Below are 21271 nucleotides of genomic sequence, written 5' to 3'. Positions count from 1 at the left end.
GTTATATTTAATTAATTTTGAGAGACCACATATTCTTTTACCCCCTTTTTTTGAAATTTTAGCAGTATTAAAATTTTAAGTTACCGTGGTTTAATAAATTGTTCATGTCCACCTTTCAATCCAGAATGTCTATGGAACAATCTATACTATTTAAGTTTTTTTTCAGGAAACTAATTTTTATTTCACTTGTAATTGTTTCTTTTACTACGAGGTCTTATGGACAAAACTGTTCTGTAAACGCAGGTGTACTTAATGTCACTATATGTGCAACAGACGATTTAATCCTTGCTGGAAACACACCATCTCCTATTACAGGAAATGTGTTATGGACTCAAATATCGGGCCCCACTGTAGTTATAGATTCTCCTAATAGCCCCACAACAACTGTAGGTGGTTACACAGGTGGTAACACTTATATTTTTAGGTATAGCGCCACTTGCGCTGACGGAATTGCAACCTATCAGGATAAAGTTGTTAATGTGCAACCAATCACGATTGCCAACGCTGGCAATAATATATCAAGCTGCCCTAATAGTAACGGAACACTTACGATTATGGCAAATGCACCAAAAAATTCTGGAGAAACAGGATTTTGGGATATAGTTGGTGCTAATAGTGCTGGAGTTGTAATTAATTTTCCAAACCTACCTACATCAACCATTACGTTACCTCAAACTAGTTGTGGTACCAGTACGCTTGAGTGGGTTATAGAAGGACCGGAATATTCGCCAGGGCAACGATGCCGAACTACATCGCAAATTACAGTGACTAATTATGGTGGTGTTACTCCAGTTACTGCTGGTCCAGATCAAACCCTAAGCAATTGTTATACTACAACACAAACTACAGAACTTACAGGTTCTTATGGAGGATGTAATATAAATGGGCAAGCAGGTGTATGGACATTTGTAAGTGGTCCTAATACTCCTACTATTGATAGTCCAAACTCAAATAAAACTCAAATATCAAATCTTGTTCAGGGAATCTATACTTTTAGATGGTCTGTTACAGGATCCTGTGCGTCTGGAAATGATTTGGTTACGATTACTGTTCCTGCTGCAACGCAAAATGTAACTACTTTGCCGGGCGGAGATGAAAATATATACTTCTGTAATAATAGTATTACTCAGGTTACACTTATAGCACAAACACCTTTGTATACTGGCGAAACTGTACAATGGACACAGATTGCAGGAGATCCTGGTGCTGTCATTGTTTCGCCAACTAATTCTACAACATTGGTAACTAATATATCAAGTGCAGGAAATCCTTATACTTTTAGATATACGCTAACCAATAATAATACAGGTTGTGTTTTTACCAAAGATTATAATGTACAATATAATGGCGCAACAAGAACCATTTTGGCTAATAATGGTGAGGATATGGTGGGTAGTTGTAATGCAACCGTATTTACCATTCCTCTTGCAGTTACAGGAACAGGCGTAAATCAGTACAGGATTGTAAGTGGCCCGAGCGGTTCTCCATTAGGCCCATTCCCTACTGCGTTACAAGATATTGGGAATTCTTTAACCCTAACCCTAACCTCATCTGGAGATTATAGCGTTGAATTTATCAGGAGCCAAAATGGATCTCCTGTTAATTGTGATTTCGGATTTGACACGCTGACTATTCTGGTTTCTGGAGCTCCAACACCTTCTAACGCTGGTTCTGACGTAAGTTTGCCTTGTGGTGATACCACAGCAATGTTATCTGGAGTGGTAACAGATGATGGAATGCATTTTTGGAGTCAGTTAAGTGGTCCTAATACCGCAACTATTGCAGATGTTTTTGCTGTCGATACACAAATAAGCGGACTTATTCCCGGAACATATGTTTTTCAATATATAACAAAAGGTGGTGGTGCAACCTGTGGTTTTTCTGTAGCCTCAGTAACAATATATGTTTCTGCAAGTGCTCTTGGAACAATTGATGCGGGACCTGATCAAATTGTGTGTGCTAGCTCTCAAGTCACTATGGCTGGTTCACCCCCACAAAGTGGTGAAATTGGAGAATGGGTTCAGATAGGTGGGCCCAATATAGTTATATTTTCTAGTCTTAATGATCCAAATGCTGTTGCTACAGGTTTTGCTACAGTTTCATCTGCATATGTATTTCAATGGACGATATCTTATCTTCATCCTGGTCCATCCTGTAGTGCATCTATTTCTGATACAGTTACAATTACTACAAATAACTCTCAGGCTGCGTCAAACTCTGATGCAGGCCCAGATGCTTGTTATCCTTCTGGTACAAGTACTTTTAATCTAGGAGGTAATACGCCTACGCTATCAGAATCTGGAACCTGGACTGTAACTCCTACGATAGGAGTTGTAATTGCTAATCCAAATGATCCTAATACGATGGTAACTGTTCCTGGAAATGGGACTTATGTTTTTACATGGTCTATTGAAACGGTAAGCGGACTATGCGAACCCAATAAAAACAGCGTTTCTGTAACTATAGCAAATACTCCTCCAGCAGCAAATGCAGGACCTGATCAGGAAATATGCGGTAACACCATTACCATGGCTGCAACAGCCAGTAGTGGCGGAATTGGAACCTGGACAAGAATTTCGGGTGCTGGAAACTATAGCATAAGCGATGAACATGATCCAAATGCTGTATTTACTTTTACTTACAGCGGCTATTATATTTTTAGATGGACTATAAATGCAGATGTTTGTGGTGTCGCCTTTGATGATGTAACCGTATCAATCGGGATTCCTCCTCATACTGCCGTAGCAGGACCAGATCAATATATTTGTAGTAACACGAGTGTTACTATGGTTGGAAATAATTATGATGATTTTTTTGAAAGCGGACAATGGACTTTACTCTCTGGAGCTCCTAATCAACCAAATATTCTAAATCCATCTAATCCAAACACTGTAATTAATGGACTTGTTGCTGGTACTTATATTTTTAGATGGACTATTTTGGCAAAAAATATTTATCTATGTACTGGTAGTTTTGATGATATGACTGTTGTAGTTGCTCCTGCAGCCAATGCTGGACCTGATCAGTCCTTTTGTGATGTAAGCAGTATACAACTTATAGGAAATAATAACTCTACAGGAACATGGGTTCTTACTAGTACAACCGGAAATGTAAATGATGTAATTATTACGCAATCTCCGCCAGACAGTTACATTGCCAATGCTACTGTTGTACCCGGAAACAGTTATGTTTTTACTTATATGACCGATCCTGTTACTTATCCAGATAGTTCGGTTTGTCCCGGATCATCAGATTCTGTAAATATTGATATTTTTAGTGGAGCTAGTGTTGATCCTAATGCTGGAGCAGATCAAATTTTATGTATTCAGGATGTTGGAGGAATTACATCTTTAAATGGAAACATTTCACCTCCTGATGTTTCTTTAGCCCAGTGGCGTTTTGCTTTTCAGCCTTCAGGAAGTGTTGCCGTTATTGATACTCCTAATGCTCCCAATAGTACCGTTTCAGGTTTAACTGTTCCCGGACTTTATATCTTAGAGTGGGTATTCGAAAGCAATAGTTGCCGTACCTTATCAGATATTGTTCGAATAGAGATGAATGCTGTGCCAAGTATAGCAAACGCAGGTCCTGATGATGCAGCAGCTTGTCAAACAACGTATAAAACTGCCGCGGTGCCACCAACAGTAGGTATCGGAACTTGGTCTTTTGCAAGCCCTACCGACGATCCATCCGGCGGAGACGTAGTAATCGACAGTCCAAATAGCCCCGTAACAACATTATCTAATATAACTACATTAGGAACGTATATCTTAACATGGACAGTAACAAATGGCCCATTTAGTAATCCGTCTTTATGCCAGCCTACCTCAGATACTGTTCAGATAACGTTTAATGACATCCCTCCTTCTATAGCAAACGCAGGACCCGATCAAGAGTTATGCGATGTTAGTCTTGCCACTATGAATGCAGTGGCTGTAACTTCAGGTTTAGGAACTTGGACACAAGTACCTGGTGGTCCCAATACGGCCAATATTGCATCGCCAAATAATGAAAATTCCTTAATGTTAGGATTGATTCCCGGAACGTATGAATTCTTATGGACTGTAACAACTCTTAATTTAAATGGATGTATTTCTCAGGATTCTGTAAAAGTTACGATATATGAATTGCCTTCAACGGCTAATGCTGGACCAGACCAGACAATTCCGCAATTTTCGCCAGTAAATCTAAATGCAGTTCCACCAACAGTAGGAACAGGAGTTTGGAGTCAGGTTTCTGGCCCAACAGTTATTGGATTTGATGATAAAACATCTCCAACAACTGCTATTGCTGGAACTATATCAGGAACTTATGTTTTACAATGGACAGTAACTAATGGCAATTGTGCTGTTTCTATAGATACTGTTACCATAACTATTCTTGCTGTTGCTGATTTAGAATTAACCAAATCAGTTACGCCTGGTAAAGGAAGCGCAGGTGATATTGTAACCTTTAATATTCAGGTTTTTAATAACAATTCACTGGGTGGTACTGTCGATGCCACTGGTGTAGCAGTTCGGGATTTCCTTCCGACTGGTTATACTATAGTGCCAGGTTCTGCTAATCTGGCTGGGCAATATAATATTGGTGATAATACAATTTCATGGTATGGCTTAATGATTCCTAATGGAGGCAGATTAAACTTAACTTTTCAAGCTACTATTAATTCAACAGGATCTTATGTAAATGTTGCCGAAATTATAGCTTCAAATCAATTTGATCCAGATAGTACACCAAATAATCATATCCCATCAGAAGACGATCAGGATAAAGCAGCTATAATACTAGACATTGTCGATTTATCGCTTGCCAAATCAGTATCGCCTTCAGTAGTGAGTATCAATGATAATGTAATATTTACTATAAGTGTTACCAATAGTGGCCCTAATAATGGCAGCGGAATAACTGTTCTGGACAAATTACCTCCAGGATATACTTATGTGAGCGATAATGGTGCTGGTAAATATAATAATGCTACAGGTATCTGGAATGTTGGAAACCTTAATAATGGGAATTCTATCTCGCTTCAAATTACGGCAAAGGTTAATGTGGCAAGCTCAGCCAATTATATAAATATTGCCGAGATTCAAACTGCACGACAACTAGATCCTGACAGTACTCCTGGTAACGGACTCCCTGAGGACGATATGGATGATGCCGCAATAACTTTAAAACTGGCAGATTTAGAACTTAGCAAAACAGTATTGCCTACAAGTGCGGCAGCTGGTGATGTAGTAGATTTTACCCTCACTCTTGTAAATAAAGGTCCAGGAAATGCTACTGGAGTAAACGTACAAGATGTTATTCCGGTTGGTTATACTTTAGTTCCGGGATCAGTATCTAATGGCGGATTATATGAAGTAGCAAGTGCAAAACTAGAGTGGAAAAACTTAATATTGGCTAACGGTGCTTCTACAAATTTGACATTTAAAGCAACCGTAAACCCTACAGGTAATTATTTAAATACGGCTCAGGTAACTGCAAGTGATTTACTTGATCCTGATAGTACACCGAATAATGATGATGGAGATCAGAGTGAAGATGATGAAGCTAATGCGCAAATTATCTTTATTGGTCCATCTGCAGATTTGTCTTTGATTAAAAATGTAGTTGCTGGGAATTCAAGTCCATTTATAGGAACTCAGATTTCTTTTGAACTTATTATTACTAATAGTGGGCCAAACAATGCAACTGGCGTTCAGGTAATAGATTTGTTGCCTTCTGGTTATGAATTTACAAATTATAGTTCATCAGCTGGTCTTTATGATGATAGTACTGGTATATGGAATGTTGGTAGCATTGATACAGGAGTTTCAGAATCTCTTATTCTTGATGCAAAAGTATTGCCTACAGGTACTTACTTAAATATAACTCAGGTTACAGCTAGTGATTTGCCTGATCCTGATAGTACACCAAATAATGATGATGGTAATCAGACTGAAGATGATGAAGATAGCGTATTTATTACTCCTATTCAGCCTTATACAGATTTATCTTTAACTAAATCGGTTGATAATCCAACGCCTGTAATAGGTTCTCAGGTTACTTTTAAAGTTGTAGTGACTAATAATGGCCCGCAAAACGATACTGGGGTTCAGATAACCGATTTGCTTCCCGATGGATATACGTATAACTCATTTACAGTTTCTACAGGAACTTACAACCCTGTAACAGGATTATGGGTAATTGGTAATTTAATCGATGGAGAATCAGAAACGCTGCAGATAACAGGAACTGTAAATACAACAGGCGATTATCTAAATATTGCTGAAGTAACCGCGTCTGATCTTCCTGATCCTAATTCTACACCAAATAATGGGATACCAACAGAAAACGATTACGGAACAGCGACCACTACCCCTATTAACCAAGCTTCAGATTTATCTTTAACTAAATCAGTTAATAATCCAACGCCTTTAGTTGGCTCACAAGTAACATTTAGTGTTGTAGTGACCAATAATGGTCCGCAAGATAATACTGGTGTTCAGGTAACCGATTTGTTACCTTCAGGATATACCTATAACGGATTTACAGTTTCTACAGGAACTTACAATTCAACAACAGGTTTATGGACAGTTGGTAATTTAATTAACGGAAAATCAGAAACCTTACAGATAACAGGAACTGTAAACCTAATAGGCAATTATTTAAATATTGCTGAGGTAACTGCAGCAGGTCTTCCCGATCCTGATTCTACCCCAAATAACGGAGTTACTACAGAAGATGATTATGCAACAGCAACGATTACACCAACTAATCAAGCTTCAGATTTATCATTGACTAAATCAGTTAATAATCCAACGCCTTTAGTTGGCTCACAAGTAACATTTAGTGTTGTAGTGACCAATAATGGTCCGCAAGATAATACTGGTGTTCAGGTTACCGATTTATTACCTTCAGGATATACTTATTACAGTTTTGCAGTTTCTACAGGAACTTACAATCCTGTAACAGGTTTATGGACAGTTGGTAATTTAATTAATGGAAAATCTGAAACACTGCAAATAACAGGAACTGTAAATACAACAGGTGATTACTTAAATATTGCTGAGGTAACTGCAGCTGGTCTTCCCGACCCTGATTCTACTCCTAATAATGGAGATGCAACAGAAGATGATTATGCAACAGCAACGATTACACCAACGAATCAAGCTTCAGATTTATCATTGACTAAATCAGTTAATAATCCAACGCCTTTAGTTGGCTCACAAGTAACATTTAGTGTTGTAGTGACCAATAATGGTCCGCAGGATAATACTGGTGTTCAGGTAACCGATTTGCTTCCAGATGGATATGTATATAATGGATTTACAGTTTCTACAGGAACTTATAATTCAACAACAGGTTTATGGACAGTTGGTAATTTAATTAACGGAAAATCTGAAACACTGCAAATAACAGGAACTGTAAATACAACAGGTGATTACTTAAATATTGCTGAGGTAACTGCGGCAAATCTTCCCGACCCTAATTCTACCCCAAATAACGGAATACCTACAGAAGATGATTATGCAACGGCAACGATTACACCAACGAATCAAGCTTCGGATTTATCTTTGACTAAATCAGTTAATAATCCAACACCTTTAGTTGGCTCACAAGTAACATTTAGTGTTGTAGTGACCAATAATGGTCCGCAAGATAATACTGGGGTTCAGGTAACTGATTTGCTTCCAGATGGATATGTATATAATGGATTTACAGTTTCTACAGGAACTTATAATTCAACAACAGGATTATGGATTGTTGGGAATTTAATTAACGGAAAATCAGAAACCCTACAAATAACAGGAACTGTAAACCTAACAGGCAATTATATAAATAGTACTGAGGTAACTGCAGCAGGTCTTCCCGACCCAAATTCTACCCCGAATAACGGAGTTACTACAGAGAATGATTATGCAACAGCAACTACGATTCCAATAAATCAGGCTGCAAATTTATCTTTAACTAAAACTGTAGATAAGTTAAGTCAGTTAATTGGTAATCAAGTTACTTTTGAGGTTATCATAACTAATAGTGGACCTCAGAATGTTACTGGAGTTGAAGTAACCGATTTATTACCTTCTGGATATACTTACAGCAGTTTTACAGCTACTAAAGGAACTTATAATAAGACTAACGGAAAATGGAATATTGGATCTTTGATAAATGGAGATTCACAAACGCTACAAATTACTGCCATTGTAAATGCAACAGGCAATTACGTAAATGTTGCTGAAGTAACGGCAAGTAGTTTGCCAGATCCAAATTCAACTCCTAATAATGGTGTTGTAACCGAAGATGATTATGCAACAGCCGTAGTTACTCCTACTAGTCCCATGGCCGATTTATCCCTTGTAAAAACTGTTTTAGGAGGTAATTTGAATCCTGTATTCGACTCAACAGTTACTTTTGAAATTACGGTAAGTAATAGTGGTCCACAAACAGCAACTGGTGTAAAAGTAATAGACTTATTACCAAGCGGATATCAATATATCACCTACAGCTCAACAGTGGGACAATATCTTAATACAACAGGAATTTGGGATATAGGATCTGTTTCTAGTGGTACTTCGGCATCTTTATTTGTTACTGTAAAAGTAAATACTACTGGTAATTATGCTAACACGGCCGAGGTTTATGCTTCAAATGTATTAGATCCGGATAGTACTCCAAATAATAATGATCCTAACGAAGATGATATTTCTACACTCGTACTTACTCCAGTTTCCGCTGTTGCAGATCTTTCGATAGATAAAAAAGTCGTTAATAATACCCTTACGCCTAATGTAGGGTCTCTAATTACTTTTTCGGTAACAGTAACCAATTCAGGACCGAGTACTGCAACTGGTGTAACAATAAAAGATATTTTGCCTTCAGGATATGATTTTGTATTCTATAATGTAACCTCTGGAAGTTATAATCGCGTTAACGGAATATGGTCGCCAGGAACGATTCTGTCTGGTAATAGCCATACTTTGTTAATTAATGTTTATGTAAAAAATCCAACTGGAGCTACAGATGAATATCTTAATACTGCCGAGATAATGACTTCAGATCAATTAGATCCAGATAGTACACCAGGTAATGGAGTTACTACAGAAGATGATTATGATAGCATATCGGTAACACCAGTAATTGTTATGGCTGATTTATCTATTAGTAAAATAGCATTAAATCAAGATGCTACTCATGATGTGGGTTCGCAAGTTATTTTTACAGTTACTGTTACCAATGATGGACCGGCAGATGCAACTGGCGTATTAGTTAAAGATTTATTACCGCCTGGTTTTGAGTATACAACCAGCAGTCCTACAAGTGGTCTTTACGACTATATTACAGGTGTTTGGAATACAGGAATAGTTGCTAATGGTACTACACAATCTCTTGATATATATACTAAAGTAAACCCTCCGACAGGAGTTGCTGATGAATATACAAATACAACCGAAATTATTGCTAGTAACCTGCCTGATCCTGACTCTACACCAAATAACGGAGTTGTTACAGAAGATGATTATGATAGTTTACAAATTAAAGTAGCTGTTGCCGATTTAAGTTTAGAGAAAACAGTCAGCAATAAAAATGCAAATGTAAATGAAGTCGTAACTTATACCATACAACTCAACAACGATGGCCCAAGTACGGCTACAGGAGTTGCTGTAGAAGATATGATTCCTATAGGATTATCCCATATTACCAACATCAATAACGGAGGAGTATTTAGCAAAAGCATCATAAAATGGGTGAATTTAACCGTACCTGTTGGCGGAATAACGCTAACGTATCAGGTAACAGTCGAGAATCCGCATGGACTTGATAGCTTCGATTATCAAAATATTGCTCAGGTTACAGCTAGTAATCAGTTTGATCCAGATAGTAAACCAAATAACGACAATGGAGATCAAAGCGAAGACGACGAAGATTCAGAATTCATAAACATTCCATCAACTGATATTGCAATAAATAAAGAAGTTGATAAAACAGATGTTCCTATGGGCAGCGAGGTAATCTTCACGATCACAGCAGAAAACCTTGGTGGTTTAACAGCTACAAATGTTGAGGTACAAGACATTCTCCCAAAAGGATATTCATTAACTAGTTTTACTGTAACATCGGGAGCATATAATAGTTCAACAGGAATCTGGACAATACCAAGCGTAAACGCAGGAAGTTCTCAAACATTGACAATTAATGTAAAAGTATTAGACTTTAAAGATTATTTAAATACGGCAAGTCTAATAAAAATGGATCAGATAGATACCAATCCGTCAAACAATCAGGATACTGCAACGATTGCTCCTAATTGCCTGAAAATTTACAATGAGTTTTCTCCAAATGACGACGGACAAAATGATACTTTTTATATCGATTGTATATCACAATATCCAGATAATCGCCTTCAGATATTTAACCGTTGGGGGAATTTAATTTACAATAAAAAAGGATATAATAATACTTGGGATGGAAAAGCAGATGGATCTGCGAAAGTGCTTCCAGAAGGAACCTATTTCTACATCCTTGATCTCGGAGATGGTTCGGCTAAAACCTCAGGATGGCTTTATTTAAAATAAATAACCAAAATTAAATTGGCTATGATTCAAAATATAAAAAAGATTTTCACCATCATAACGATGCTATCTGTATTTAGCGGTTTGGCACAACAAGATCCGCAATACACACAGTATATGTATAATACGCTTAGTGTTAACTCTGCGTATGCCGGATCGTTAGGACATTTGGCTGTAACCGGAATATACAGAACCCAGTGGGTTGGTCTGGAAGGAGCACCAAAAACGGCATCATTTAGTTTAGATACGCCACTAGGAAAACGCGTAGGATTAGGCTTATCTGTAATTAGTGAAGAAATCGGACCTTCGGAAGAACAATACATAGATGCTAATTTCTCTTATACGATACAATCAGGACCAACTCATCAATTATCTTTTGGTATAAAAGGAGGCGGACGAGTATTAAATATCGATTGGACAAAAGGAAGTTATAGAGATCCTGATGCTCAGTTTCGCGAAAACATTACTAACAAATTCTTGCCCGTTATTGGCGCTGGTTTGTACTGGCACGGAGAAAGAGATTACATCGGACTTTCAATTCCGAATTTTATGACACGGGAACGATATGATTATGATGATATTGCGGATGATCTTGTAAACCAACGCATGCACTTATATCTTATTGGTGGAATTGTTTTTGATTTATCAGCTAACACAAAATTTAAACCAGCAACTTTGCTTAAGTACGTTGCAGGCGCACCATTAATTGCTGATTTTTCGGCCAATTTCATGTTTAACGATTGTCTGACTCTTGGCGCATCATATCGTACCTCAGATTCAGTAAGCGGATTGGTTTCTTTGCAAATATCACCGCAAATACTAGTAGGTTATGCGTATGATTATACCACAACCGAATTACAAAATTACAATAGTGGCACACATGAAATTATGCTAAGATTTGAATTGGTATCACGCAAAAAAGGATTAAAATCGCCTAGATTCTTTTAATACTATGCTATATGAAAAGAACGATTATTATACTTGTATTATTAGTTATGCAGTTAGTTTATTCGCAAACGAAAAACAAAACTGCCGATGCTCTATTTGATAAAATGTATTATATAGAAGCAGCAAAATCGTATGAAATGTCTATAAAAAATGGAGACGTTTCTAAAGAGATTTTGCAGCGTGTTGGTGATGCTTATTATTTTAATACGCAAATGGAAAATGCTAGTAAATGGTATGGTAAGCTCCTTGCCGATTATTCAAATGAAGTTTCATCTGAATATTATTTCCGTTATGCACAATCATTACAAGGAATCCAGAATTATGAATTGGCTAAAAAATGGATGAAAAGCTTTTCTGAAAAACAAAAAGCATCAGATTCCAGAGGCGAGAATTTCTCACTAAAAACAGTAACACTTGAAGATATTAAAGCTATAAAACCACAGTTTATACTCGAAAATCTGGATATAAATTCGGCTTATTCCGATTTTGGACCAATGTTTTATAAAGGCGATTTAGTTTACTCTACAACCGTAGATTCCTCTTATTTAAAAACAGATAAATACGGATGGAATGACCAGCCGTTTTTAAACCTACAACTAGGAAAAATTAGCCCGACACAAACTGATGTGACTTTTAAAGAACGTTTCGGGAAAGAAATTACAACACAATATCATGAAGCTTGCGTGGCTTTTTTGCCTGACGAAAAAACAATTTATTTTACAAGAAATAATTATAACGGAAAACTGAAAAGAGATTCTAAAGGAATCAATAATTTAAAAATGTATTCGGCAAAAGCAGTAGAAAGTGGAAACGGTACTGTAAAATGGGAAAACGTAAAAGAACTTCCTTTTAATAGCGATAACTATTCCGTTGGGCAGCCATCAGTAAGTAAAGACGGAAAGAAACTATACTTTATTTCGGATATGCCAGGAACAATCGGTTCTACAGATGTTTTTGTTGTCGATATTTTAGGTGAAGATCAATATTCGAATCCTAAAAATTTAGGCGAAAAAGTAAATACTAGCGGACGCGAAATGTTTCCTTTTATAACTGATAAAGCATTATATTTTTCATCTGATGGATTCTTGGGTCTGGGTGGACTTGATGTTTTTGAAAGCCGATTAAACAACGAAATTTTTAATACGCCAGTTAATCTTGGCGCTCCATTAAATAGCAATCTGGATGATTTTGGTTATATCGTAAACGAAGAAACCAATAAAGGTTTTGTTTGTTCCAACAGAAAAACAGGCAAAGGCGATGATGATATTTATTCCTTCGAAAGAAGCTGTACACAATCTATAAAAGGATATGTTTTTGATGCTATTTCTAATGCTAAAATAGCGGGAGCCATTGTTACGCTTAAAAACAAAGAAAATCAAAAAATTGATGAAACAGTTTCTAAAATTGATGGTAGTTACGAGTTTGACGGAAACATTGCTTGCAGTACTTCTTACACGATTGAAGCTGCAAAAGATAATTTTGCAACGAATACAAAAGCAATTACAACAGCCGAAAGTTCAGGAGTAATACAAGTTCCTATTGACCTTGACCCTGCTCTTATAGAACGAAAAGACGGTTTATTAAAAATAAAAATTGGTATTATTTTCTTTGATCTTGATAAATCGAATATCCGATACGATGCCGCAATAGAATTAAATAAAGTAGTTTTATTAATGAGTCAATACCCAACAATAATTATTAAGATAGAATCCCACACCGATTCCAGAGCTAATGATCAGTACAATCTTGAACTCTCTGACCGACGAGCAAAATCAACCAGAGATTATATAATCTCTCAAGGAATTGCCCCTGATAGAATCGAAAGTGCAATTGGTTACGGAGAAACACAGCTTATTAATAATTGCTCAAACGGAGTTTCTTGTACTGAAGCACAACATCAAATAAACAGACGTAGTGAATTTATTATCACTAAGATGTAATTTAAAATAATAAAAATATTATAATAAAAAGAAGCTGTATCAAATCTTTCATCGATACAGCTTCTTTTTATTTTGCTTTTATACAATATTTTATTCTGTTTTCCCTTTGAATGAAGCGTAGATTGCCATAGCATGTCCATGACCTAATTCAAATTCTTCTTTAAGCCAATTGGTAATTTGGGTGGCTTTTACAGTTTCAATAATGTTTCCGTCTTTCAGGAATCCTTTCTTTTCAGCCAGTTCTTTAAATTCTGCTGGTGTTTTGCCAGTCTTGGCTTTAATATTATCTATATACGCTTGAAATGACATAATCGTGTTGGTTTAGTTTGTGATACAATTTATAGTGATAGTTAATTTTTAGCAGATGAATAATAGAGCATCCATTGATAACCAAATTTATCCGTAAGATGACCAAATAAGGCTCCAAAAAAAGTCATTTCTAAAGAATGAGTTGCAACGCCATCTTTAGCCAGATAAGCATAGGCATTTCTTATTTCTTCTTCAGTGTTAAAAGTAAGCATCATAGCAACATTATTACCTTTAACTAAATTTTCTGGAGCCATATCTGATCCCATAATTACAATAGAGTCACTCTTAAGTGTGGCATGCAAAATACATTTTTTCATTTTCTGCGGCAAATCTTTTGCCATTGGTGAGTCGGCTATGGTTTGTAGTTTGAGTTCACCACCAAGACAAGCTTTGTAAAATGTCATAGCTTCCCGGCAATTGCCATTAAATGTTAAATAAGAATTAAGCTGTACCATTTTTATTGTGTTATTGTTGTGGAAATTTAGTTAGATCCATATATAGAACTTCCCAAAGATGCCCATCTAAATCTTCAAAGCTTCGTTGTTGCATAAAACCATAATCTTTAGCTTCAGATGATTCCTTACCTCCTGCTCCTACGGCTTTATCGATCATTGTATTCACTTCCTGAGTGCTATCTACAGATAAAGAGTTAATTACAGAAGCGGTTTTAAAAGTATTACCGATTTCTTTTTTGGTAAATTCATTAAATTTTGAATGCGTTAAAAGCATTACATAGATTTCTTCGGTCAAAACCATACAAGCAGCAGTTTCATCTGTAAACTGTGGGTTATTTGTAAATCCGATTGCTGAATAAAAGGACATTGCCTTTTGTAAATCTGCTACAGGCAGATTGATAAAAATTTTCGTAGCCATTTGTCTAATTTTTTAATTGTTAATTGATTAATACAAAGATCGAACAGAAATAATAGAATATGAATATACAAAAATGACAACAAAAGGGTGATTTGCGACAAACTATATTTATCTTTGAAATAGTAAGAAATTAAAGCTATGATAAAAAAAGTTAGTATTCTTGTTCCTGAAAGCTCTGTTTTGCAAGCCATTGCAGACCCTCAGTATTTATTTTCGGCAGTAAACCAATTTATGGTTTCATCTGGTAAAGAACCGCTGTTTGAAGTACAGTTAGTTGGCTTAAAAAATGAAGTAAAGCTAAATGACGGATTATATTCTGTAAATGCATCTCATCTTTTAAAAGATATTACAAAGACTGATCTAATTGTAATACCTGCATTGTTTGGGGATATGAAGAATGCGATAGCTCTAAATCAACAATTTTTACCTTGGATAAACGAACAATATGATAAAGGAGCCGAAGTAGCTTCCTTATGTGTTGGCGCATTCTTATTGGCATCTACAGGTTTATTAAATAATAAAAAATGTTCTACACATTGGGGTTTTCAAAACGAGTTTAGAGAAATGTTTCCCGAAGTAGAAGTTGTAGATGGAAGCATAATTACTGAAGAACTGCGTATTTATTCTAGTGGAGGAGCAAATTCTTATTGGAATTTGTTATTGCATCTGGTAGAAAAATATACTGATAGACAAACTGCTATATTGGCATCTAAATATTTTGCTATTGATATAGATAGAGATAGCCAGGCTGCATTTGCAATGTTTCAAGGACAAAAAAATCATAATGATGCTGCAATTAAACAAGCACAGGAATTTATAGAAGATAATATTCAGGAGAAAATTACAATTGATGAATTGGCAGAACTAGTGCTATTAGGCAGAAGAAGTTTTGAAAGACGATTTAAAGCCGCGACCAATAATTCTGTTTTAGAATATATAAACAGAGTGAAAATTGAATTTGCTAAAAAGAGTTTTGAAACCAGCCGTAAGAATATTAACGAAGTGATGTACGATGTAGGTTATACAGATACCAAAGCATTTCGTAGTATTTTCAAAAAAGTTACAGGATTAAACCCAATCGAATACCGAAATAAGTACAATAAGATGGTTCTTAATTAATACTCATATAGCTCACGGTTTCAACCGTGTGATATAGATTACGATAATGCATTATGGTCCAACGGTTAAAACCGTTGGCAATGTTTATAACACCCGATAGCACGGAAATTCTTTTCGTGTCCGCAAGATGTATTCTTAATCAAGATATAAGTTTATATCATTTTAAATTCCAGAGCTCCGATGGAGTAATTCCACTTCATATTTTCTAAAACTTCCTGAGAGCTAAAGTATTTTCTAAACTTGAAAATCACATCTAATAGCGAGAAATTCCTTGTATATGTTACATCACTTAAAGTAAAAAAAAGACTTTTTTGAAAATATTACTTTCCTATATTTGTTTACAACAAAACCAAAGTTTTTTCACAAACTGACGTTATGTGCAATCTAATCATATAATTAAACTATAAATTATGACAATAAAACATTTAACGATATTTTTGTTTTTTGCCTTACTTGGGTGTAAAAGTAATCAGCAAAATGTTGAAAATGCGATTACAAAAAATGCCCTACAGTTATTAGAGGACAAAAGATTTCATTCTGTTTCAATAGCTGTGTTTAAAGATGGAGAATCTACAATAAAACATTTTGGAGAATTATCTATTGGAAAAGGAAACAAACCAAACGATTCTACACTTTATGAATTAGCTTCTGTAACTAAAACTTTTACGGGCTATGTAGCTGCTAAAGCTGTACTTGATAAAAAAATAAATTTAGATGATGATATTAGAATTTATCTAAGCGAACCTTATCCTAATTTAGAATTTAATGGAGAATGTATAACAATCAAGCACCTCCTCACGCATACAAGTGGGTTTCCTAATTTTCCTATAAAAGGCGAAAATAAAGAAGCTTTTTTTGAAGGATTAAAACTAATCAAAATTGAAACGAAACCCGGAGAAATATATTCCTATTCAAACACAGCTCCAGAGTTAACAGCATATATACTTGAAAAAGTGTATCAAAAACCTTATGAGGAATTGGTAATTGAATTTGTTTTGAAACCAAATAAAATGAACCAAACCAAATTCACCTTAAATGATAATGAAAGAGCAATTTTAGTAAAGGGCTACAATGATAAAAACGAGTTAATGCCAAACTTCAATAAAACTTTATGGGGCGGAATTTCAGGATTGCACTCTACGCCTACGGATTTAGTAAAATATATGAAATTACAACTTGACAAGTCAAATCTTGTTGTAAATGAATCTCATAAAAAATTATACAAAGAAGGTTCTGATTTTTGGGAGGGTTATCATTGGTATATATTAGAAAATGATAATGAATTAATTTATAGACATCACGGAGGTATATACGGAATGCAAAATTGGTTTGTGATTTATCCTAAAAAAAATATGGGAATATCTATATTAACAAATACCAGTTTTAATGAAACAGGAGAAATTTTGGAAAAAGTAGTTGATAAATTATATGGAGACCTAAATAAATAGATGTAAACTAAAAAATAAACAACACATACCCCTTGTTTAATATGGCAGATTTAGGCCTTAATTTTATGATATGTGTGCTATAAATACAATGTTCTGATGGAGTAATTACGGATTATAATTTTCTAAAACTTCTAAAAAAAAGGTGCTGTCCAAAAATTAGACAGCACCTTTTTTATTACTTAAGAAATAATGAGTTTTGTAAATAGCTATTGTGAAATACTGCTATTTTTTGGTGGGAAAAAGAAATGCATAGGTTTACTTAAAAAGTACCTGAAGATTGCTCTTGCCACTTGTCTTAGTTCTGAAAGCGGAATGTTTCGAGAACGAAATGCAAGTCCAAGCGATAAGCTGAAACTAACCATGAAATTGACCAAACCGATGATTCCGATACCTAATACTGACCAGATAAACATCCATTGAGTAACATAAAAGTCGGTTCCGTATAAAGCCAACGCAAAGTTTCCACTTGCAAAAGTAATGTGCCTGATATCTATATTTAATCCGAAGAATATCCCAATAAAAGCCGTACTTCCCATAAAAACACCAAACCAGAAATTAGAAATAATACCTGCCCATTTTTTTTCATATAAAGAGGCTAATTTCTTAGTCCATTTTTTACCTAAACTCAATTTTAATAATGGATGTTCCTGAATACGATAGTATATATGATTGTGTTTGTCGCGATTGGCAATACTACCCGCAATAATTCCTGATAAGAATAGAAAAACTCCAGCTATGGCAGCATGAAAAATTGCTGCAGAATAAATCGGATTTAGATCTTGCATTAAAGTTGGCCATTTTTCCTTAGCTATATTATAATGAAAGGTTTGGTCAATAAGCCAGATTCCGAGTAATGAAACTGGAAAAGCTATAATAACATTCCCTACAAAAGCGATAAACTGTGAGCGGAATACACGAGCAAAAAATATTGCAAATTCTTTATATTTATAATCTTTTTTGTCCTGTGTTTTTTGCTTAAAGCCTTCTTGTAAAGCCCTTACCAGTGCAGAAGCGGTCATTGCAGGCTGTTTTGTTGCGAGCGTAAACCCAAGAATATAAATGATTATAAATCCGATAGAATAGTTCATGCTGTATAAAAAAACATGCCCAAATCCGCTAGCTTCTACTTTACCCAATAACAGTTTGATGATACACAGTATTCCTACGATGAAACCTCCACCAGCAGCAGAATAAAACATTTTATAATACTCCTTACGACTATTAGTAATATAATGTTCTCCAGTATTGGCAGTATGCTGGGTTATTTCATAAGATAAAAGCTGAGTACTCTCATTAACTAGTTTCTGGATATTATTTTTATCACAATTGTATTTAATCAGTTTATATGCTAGAGAAATTGTATTTCTTTTAGCATCTTCTTGATTGCCTTGTATCAAAAGTGGTAATAGCGATTTAAGTCGCTGAAGTTGCTGACGGATTCGTAACAGACTCTGATTTACGTGTAATGAAATACCAAATTTATTACTGTTTTTAAATGCGGTTTCTATATAATCTACACATTGTTTGTGCAGGATAATTAATTGTTTGTAACCTAAATCATCTTCATTGATAGCATTTTCAGGAGAATCAATTAGTTTCTCATTCATTAATAACAATTCTCGCTGAAAAGCAATAAATGGGCTTTCGAGATTTTCATATTCTGGCACCATTTGTATTACATCGGTCTCCATGGCAGACCCACAAATGCGATAAGTAATAACCTCCATTGCAAAAATTAACTCATTAAACGAAGAGTTTTCGTCAGTGAATCCATAAATAGAGTGAAATTTAAGCAAATAAAATAGCTCTAGAATTTGCTCTTGAGGTATTTTTTTAATCCATATTGGGTCAGTATTAACAAAGAATATTTGATTTAAAATAAATTGTAATGTGTCCTTTTCAGGTTGCTCGGGAATTAATTTAGCGAAAATCCTCTTGCGAACTTCAAAAAAGAAATTGGCATCTTGAAGAATACCTGCATCAGAAAGGATTTTATTAAACTTTTTCTTTTCTAAATGGGTATTAACGCAAACCATCAGTCCGTTACGATAATTTTCATTCTCCTTAAGTAGACTAATTAGCTCTGATAAATCTACAGCAGTAACAGTTTTTGGGTTTTTCGGACGAATTAAATTCACCAGTTCTACCAGTAATTCTACATTTTCGCTATTAAATTCCCATAACTGGGCATTATTAAAGTTTTTTTCAAAATAGTATTTTAATGTCATTTTTGGTTTTCTCCTCAATTTCATTCTAATCAAATTTATTATAGCAAATCTTTTTATATCGGGTACAAAAAGTGAGCTTGTTTGAGTTTGCAATATACTGTATAAGAATTATAGTCATTTTAATTTTCTCTTAAAGTATTCTCGCGATAGTTTATTTAGACAGAATTTTAATTCATTTCTTATTTCTGATTTTACTTTTGAAGGGGAAAAAATGTCAAACAGAAGTGCTTTTTGCCTTTTTTAGATTCATGGCTATAATTGCTGCTATCATAATTATAATTCCAATGATCTGGACAAAAGTTATATTTTCTCCTAACACCAAACTAGCAGTAAGAACAGCTACTGGCAACTCAACAGTCATTAAAAGACCACTTGTTGTAACTCCTACTTTAGGAATACCTACTGCAAACAAAGCCGGAGGTAATATGGTTCCGAAAACAGAAAGGAAAAGTCCCCATTTTAATAAATGAAAATCAAAATGATTAGAGAAAACTATAGGCTGAAAGTTTACTATTAAAATACAAAGAGCAGAACCAGTCATAATCCATGCACTTCTGTTTTGCCAGTTTCCTTCCTTTCCAGTCTTGCTATTAAGTATAATATAAATAGAGTAAATAAGGGAAGCCAACAGCACAAATCCAATACCTTTTAATGATAAAGAACTCCCTTCATTAAAATTTATTCCACTTGCCAAAATCGTCCCGAAAATAACAACTCCAGTTACTATTAATTCCATTTTAAGCGGTTTCTTGCCGTATAAAAGCCATTCTAGCAAGATACCAATCCATGTAAACTGCATAAGTAGTACAATTGCAATAGATGCCGGAATGAATTTTACTGATAAGTAATACAGAAAAGTTGTAATACCAATTGCCGCTCCTGTAATTAAAAGCCATCCTATTTCTTTAGGTTTTCGACGTTCCTTATTTGTAAAAAAAACAATAGACCATAACACAATTGCTCCTAAAAGAGCTTGGATAAAAGATATTTCAGGAGTTGTATAACCTTGCTGATAAGCAAGTTTTACAAATGAAGAAAGAATACCAAAACTTGCAGCGCCTACAAGTACCATTAAAACATATCTAAACATTATATTTTTTTTAAATTATTTAAAGTTCTCTCTTTATAGCTTTTCTTTCCGATTTTTTCCTCAATCAGTTCTAGATTTTTTAAGAAAAGTTCATTTCCATCTAGTAATTCGTTCATGGTAAGAATACAAGCTTCCCAACATTTTTCTAATTGAGGCAAGGCTAACTTTGCTTTTTCTGTAAGATATAGCAGTTGTTTCCGTGAATCGGTAGTATCAGTTTTGGTTTCTATATACCCTTTTGCTTTCATGTTCCTGATAATCTTAACAATTGCAGGATGTGACATTTGCAAACGCTCTGATATTTCGGTTACTGTGAGTTCTTCATGTTTTTTTAAAAGCAAGAATATAAGATGCCAATTTGGCTCAATATCTACTCCAACAGCTTTATAAAAGTCTTTTGTACTATAAAGAATATTATCCGTAAGTCGCTTTAATCGGCTGGTAAGTCCCACCAACTGTAATTCTATTAAAAAATCATTCTGTATCATAAATTACGTAACTAGTTACGCAAATATATAAAAAATACGTAACTAGTTACGTTGTTTGCGAAAAAAGAGGATAATTTAAATAAAGTATGATTACGAAATGTGTTTAATGAAGAGAATTTAGTTACATAAAAAACAGTTGGGATTTTCCCGATTATTGGTAATTTATTAAAAGGATGATGACACTCCAAATAATTAATTTTACTTATTGTTTAATTTTGTACTGTAAGAAAAACGTGTATCTTTAAAACAATATAAAATTTATATTATTTTAAATT

Annotated in this window: 11 protein-coding genes; 5 read left to right on the top strand and 6 right to left on the bottom strand. The window is 34.8% G+C overall.

Going from position 1 to position 21271, the window contains the following annotated elements:
• Positions 1–104: 104 nt before the first annotated feature.
• The 3 genes from ACJ6WR_RS22835 to ACJ6WR_RS22825 are packed head-to-tail and all read left to right on the top strand — an operon-like array spanning position 105 to position 13441.
• A complete protein-coding gene (locus tag ACJ6WR_RS22835) occupies positions 105–10556 on the top strand; it encodes a PKD domain-containing protein (protein ID WP_409416625.1) in 10452 nt (3483 codons plus the stop codon).
• Between the two features lie 21 nt (positions 10557–10577).
• On the top strand, positions 10578–11501 hold the full coding sequence (locus tag ACJ6WR_RS22830; RefSeq protein ID WP_409416624.1) for a type IX secretion system membrane protein PorP/SprF: 924 nt from the start codon (positions 10578–10580) through the stop codon (positions 11499–11501).
• A gap of 11 nt (positions 11502–11512) precedes the next feature.
• Positions 11513–13441, top strand: coding sequence for an OmpA family protein (locus ACJ6WR_RS22825; RefSeq protein ID WP_409416623.1), 1929 nt, complete (start codon positions 11513–11515; stop codon positions 13439–13441).
• Positions 13442–13531: 90 nt separating this feature from the next.
• On the opposite strand, the gene ACJ6WR_RS22820 is transcribed toward ACJ6WR_RS22825, so the two are convergent.
• The 3 genes from ACJ6WR_RS22820 to ACJ6WR_RS22810 are packed head-to-tail and all read right to left on the bottom strand — an operon-like array spanning position 13532 to position 14623.
• Entirely contained in the window at positions 13532–13750 is a 219-nt protein-coding gene (locus ACJ6WR_RS22820) for a DUF4287 domain-containing protein (RefSeq protein ID WP_039112061.1), read from the bottom strand.
• A 41-nt stretch (positions 13751–13791) separates the two neighbouring features.
• Positions 13792–14205 (bottom strand): VOC family protein, encoded by a 414-nt coding sequence (locus tag ACJ6WR_RS22815; protein ID WP_409416622.1) that lies wholly within the window; start codon positions 14203–14205, stop codon positions 13792–13794.
• A gap of 10 nt (positions 14206–14215) precedes the next feature.
• Entirely contained in the window at positions 14216–14623 is a 408-nt protein-coding gene (locus tag ACJ6WR_RS22810) for a VOC family protein (RefSeq protein WP_039112063.1), read from the bottom strand.
• Between the two features lie 138 nt (positions 14624–14761).
• Here ACJ6WR_RS22810 and ACJ6WR_RS22805 point away from each other — a divergent pair, with 138 nt between their 5' ends.
• Both ACJ6WR_RS22805 and ACJ6WR_RS22800 read left to right on the top strand, forming a co-directional pair.
• Positions 14762–15742 carry a GlxA family transcriptional regulator gene (locus tag ACJ6WR_RS22805; RefSeq protein ID WP_082001769.1) on the top strand — a complete coding sequence of 327 codons (981 nt, stop codon included), beginning with the start codon at positions 14762–14764 and terminating at the stop codon, positions 15740–15742.
• A 410-nt stretch (positions 15743–16152) separates the two neighbouring features.
• On the top strand, positions 16153–17190 hold the full coding sequence (locus tag ACJ6WR_RS22800; protein ID WP_409416621.1) for a serine hydrolase domain-containing protein: 1038 nt from the start codon (positions 16153–16155) through the stop codon (positions 17188–17190).
• A 206-nt stretch (positions 17191–17396) separates the two neighbouring features.
• Here the strand turns inward: ACJ6WR_RS22800 and ACJ6WR_RS22795 are convergent, their stop codons facing one another.
• The 3 genes from ACJ6WR_RS22795 to ACJ6WR_RS22785 form a co-directional block, all read right to left on the bottom strand.
• On the bottom strand, positions 17397–19418 hold the full coding sequence (locus ACJ6WR_RS22795) for a site-specific recombinase (RefSeq protein ID WP_409416620.1): 2022 nt from the start codon (positions 19416–19418) through the stop codon (positions 17397–17399).
• Positions 19419–19632: 214 nt separating this feature from the next.
• On the bottom strand, positions 19633–20508 hold the full coding sequence (locus ACJ6WR_RS22790; RefSeq protein WP_409416619.1) for an EamA family transporter: 876 nt from the start codon (positions 20506–20508) through the stop codon (positions 19633–19635).
• On the bottom strand, positions 20508–20996 hold the full coding sequence (locus ACJ6WR_RS22785; protein WP_052259378.1) for a MarR family winged helix-turn-helix transcriptional regulator: 489 nt from the start codon (positions 20994–20996) through the stop codon (positions 20508–20510). The genes ACJ6WR_RS22790 and ACJ6WR_RS22785 overlap by 1 nt, the downstream gene beginning before the upstream one ends.
• Positions 20997–21271: the final 275 nt, after the last annotated feature.

Source organism: Flavobacterium sp. PS2, assembly GCF_046250155.1.
Lineage (GTDB): Bacteria > Bacteroidota > Bacteroidia > Flavobacteriales > Flavobacteriaceae > Flavobacterium.
Note: the sequence above shows the minus strand (reverse complement) of the source record. Positions and strands in the feature narration are given on the sequence as shown.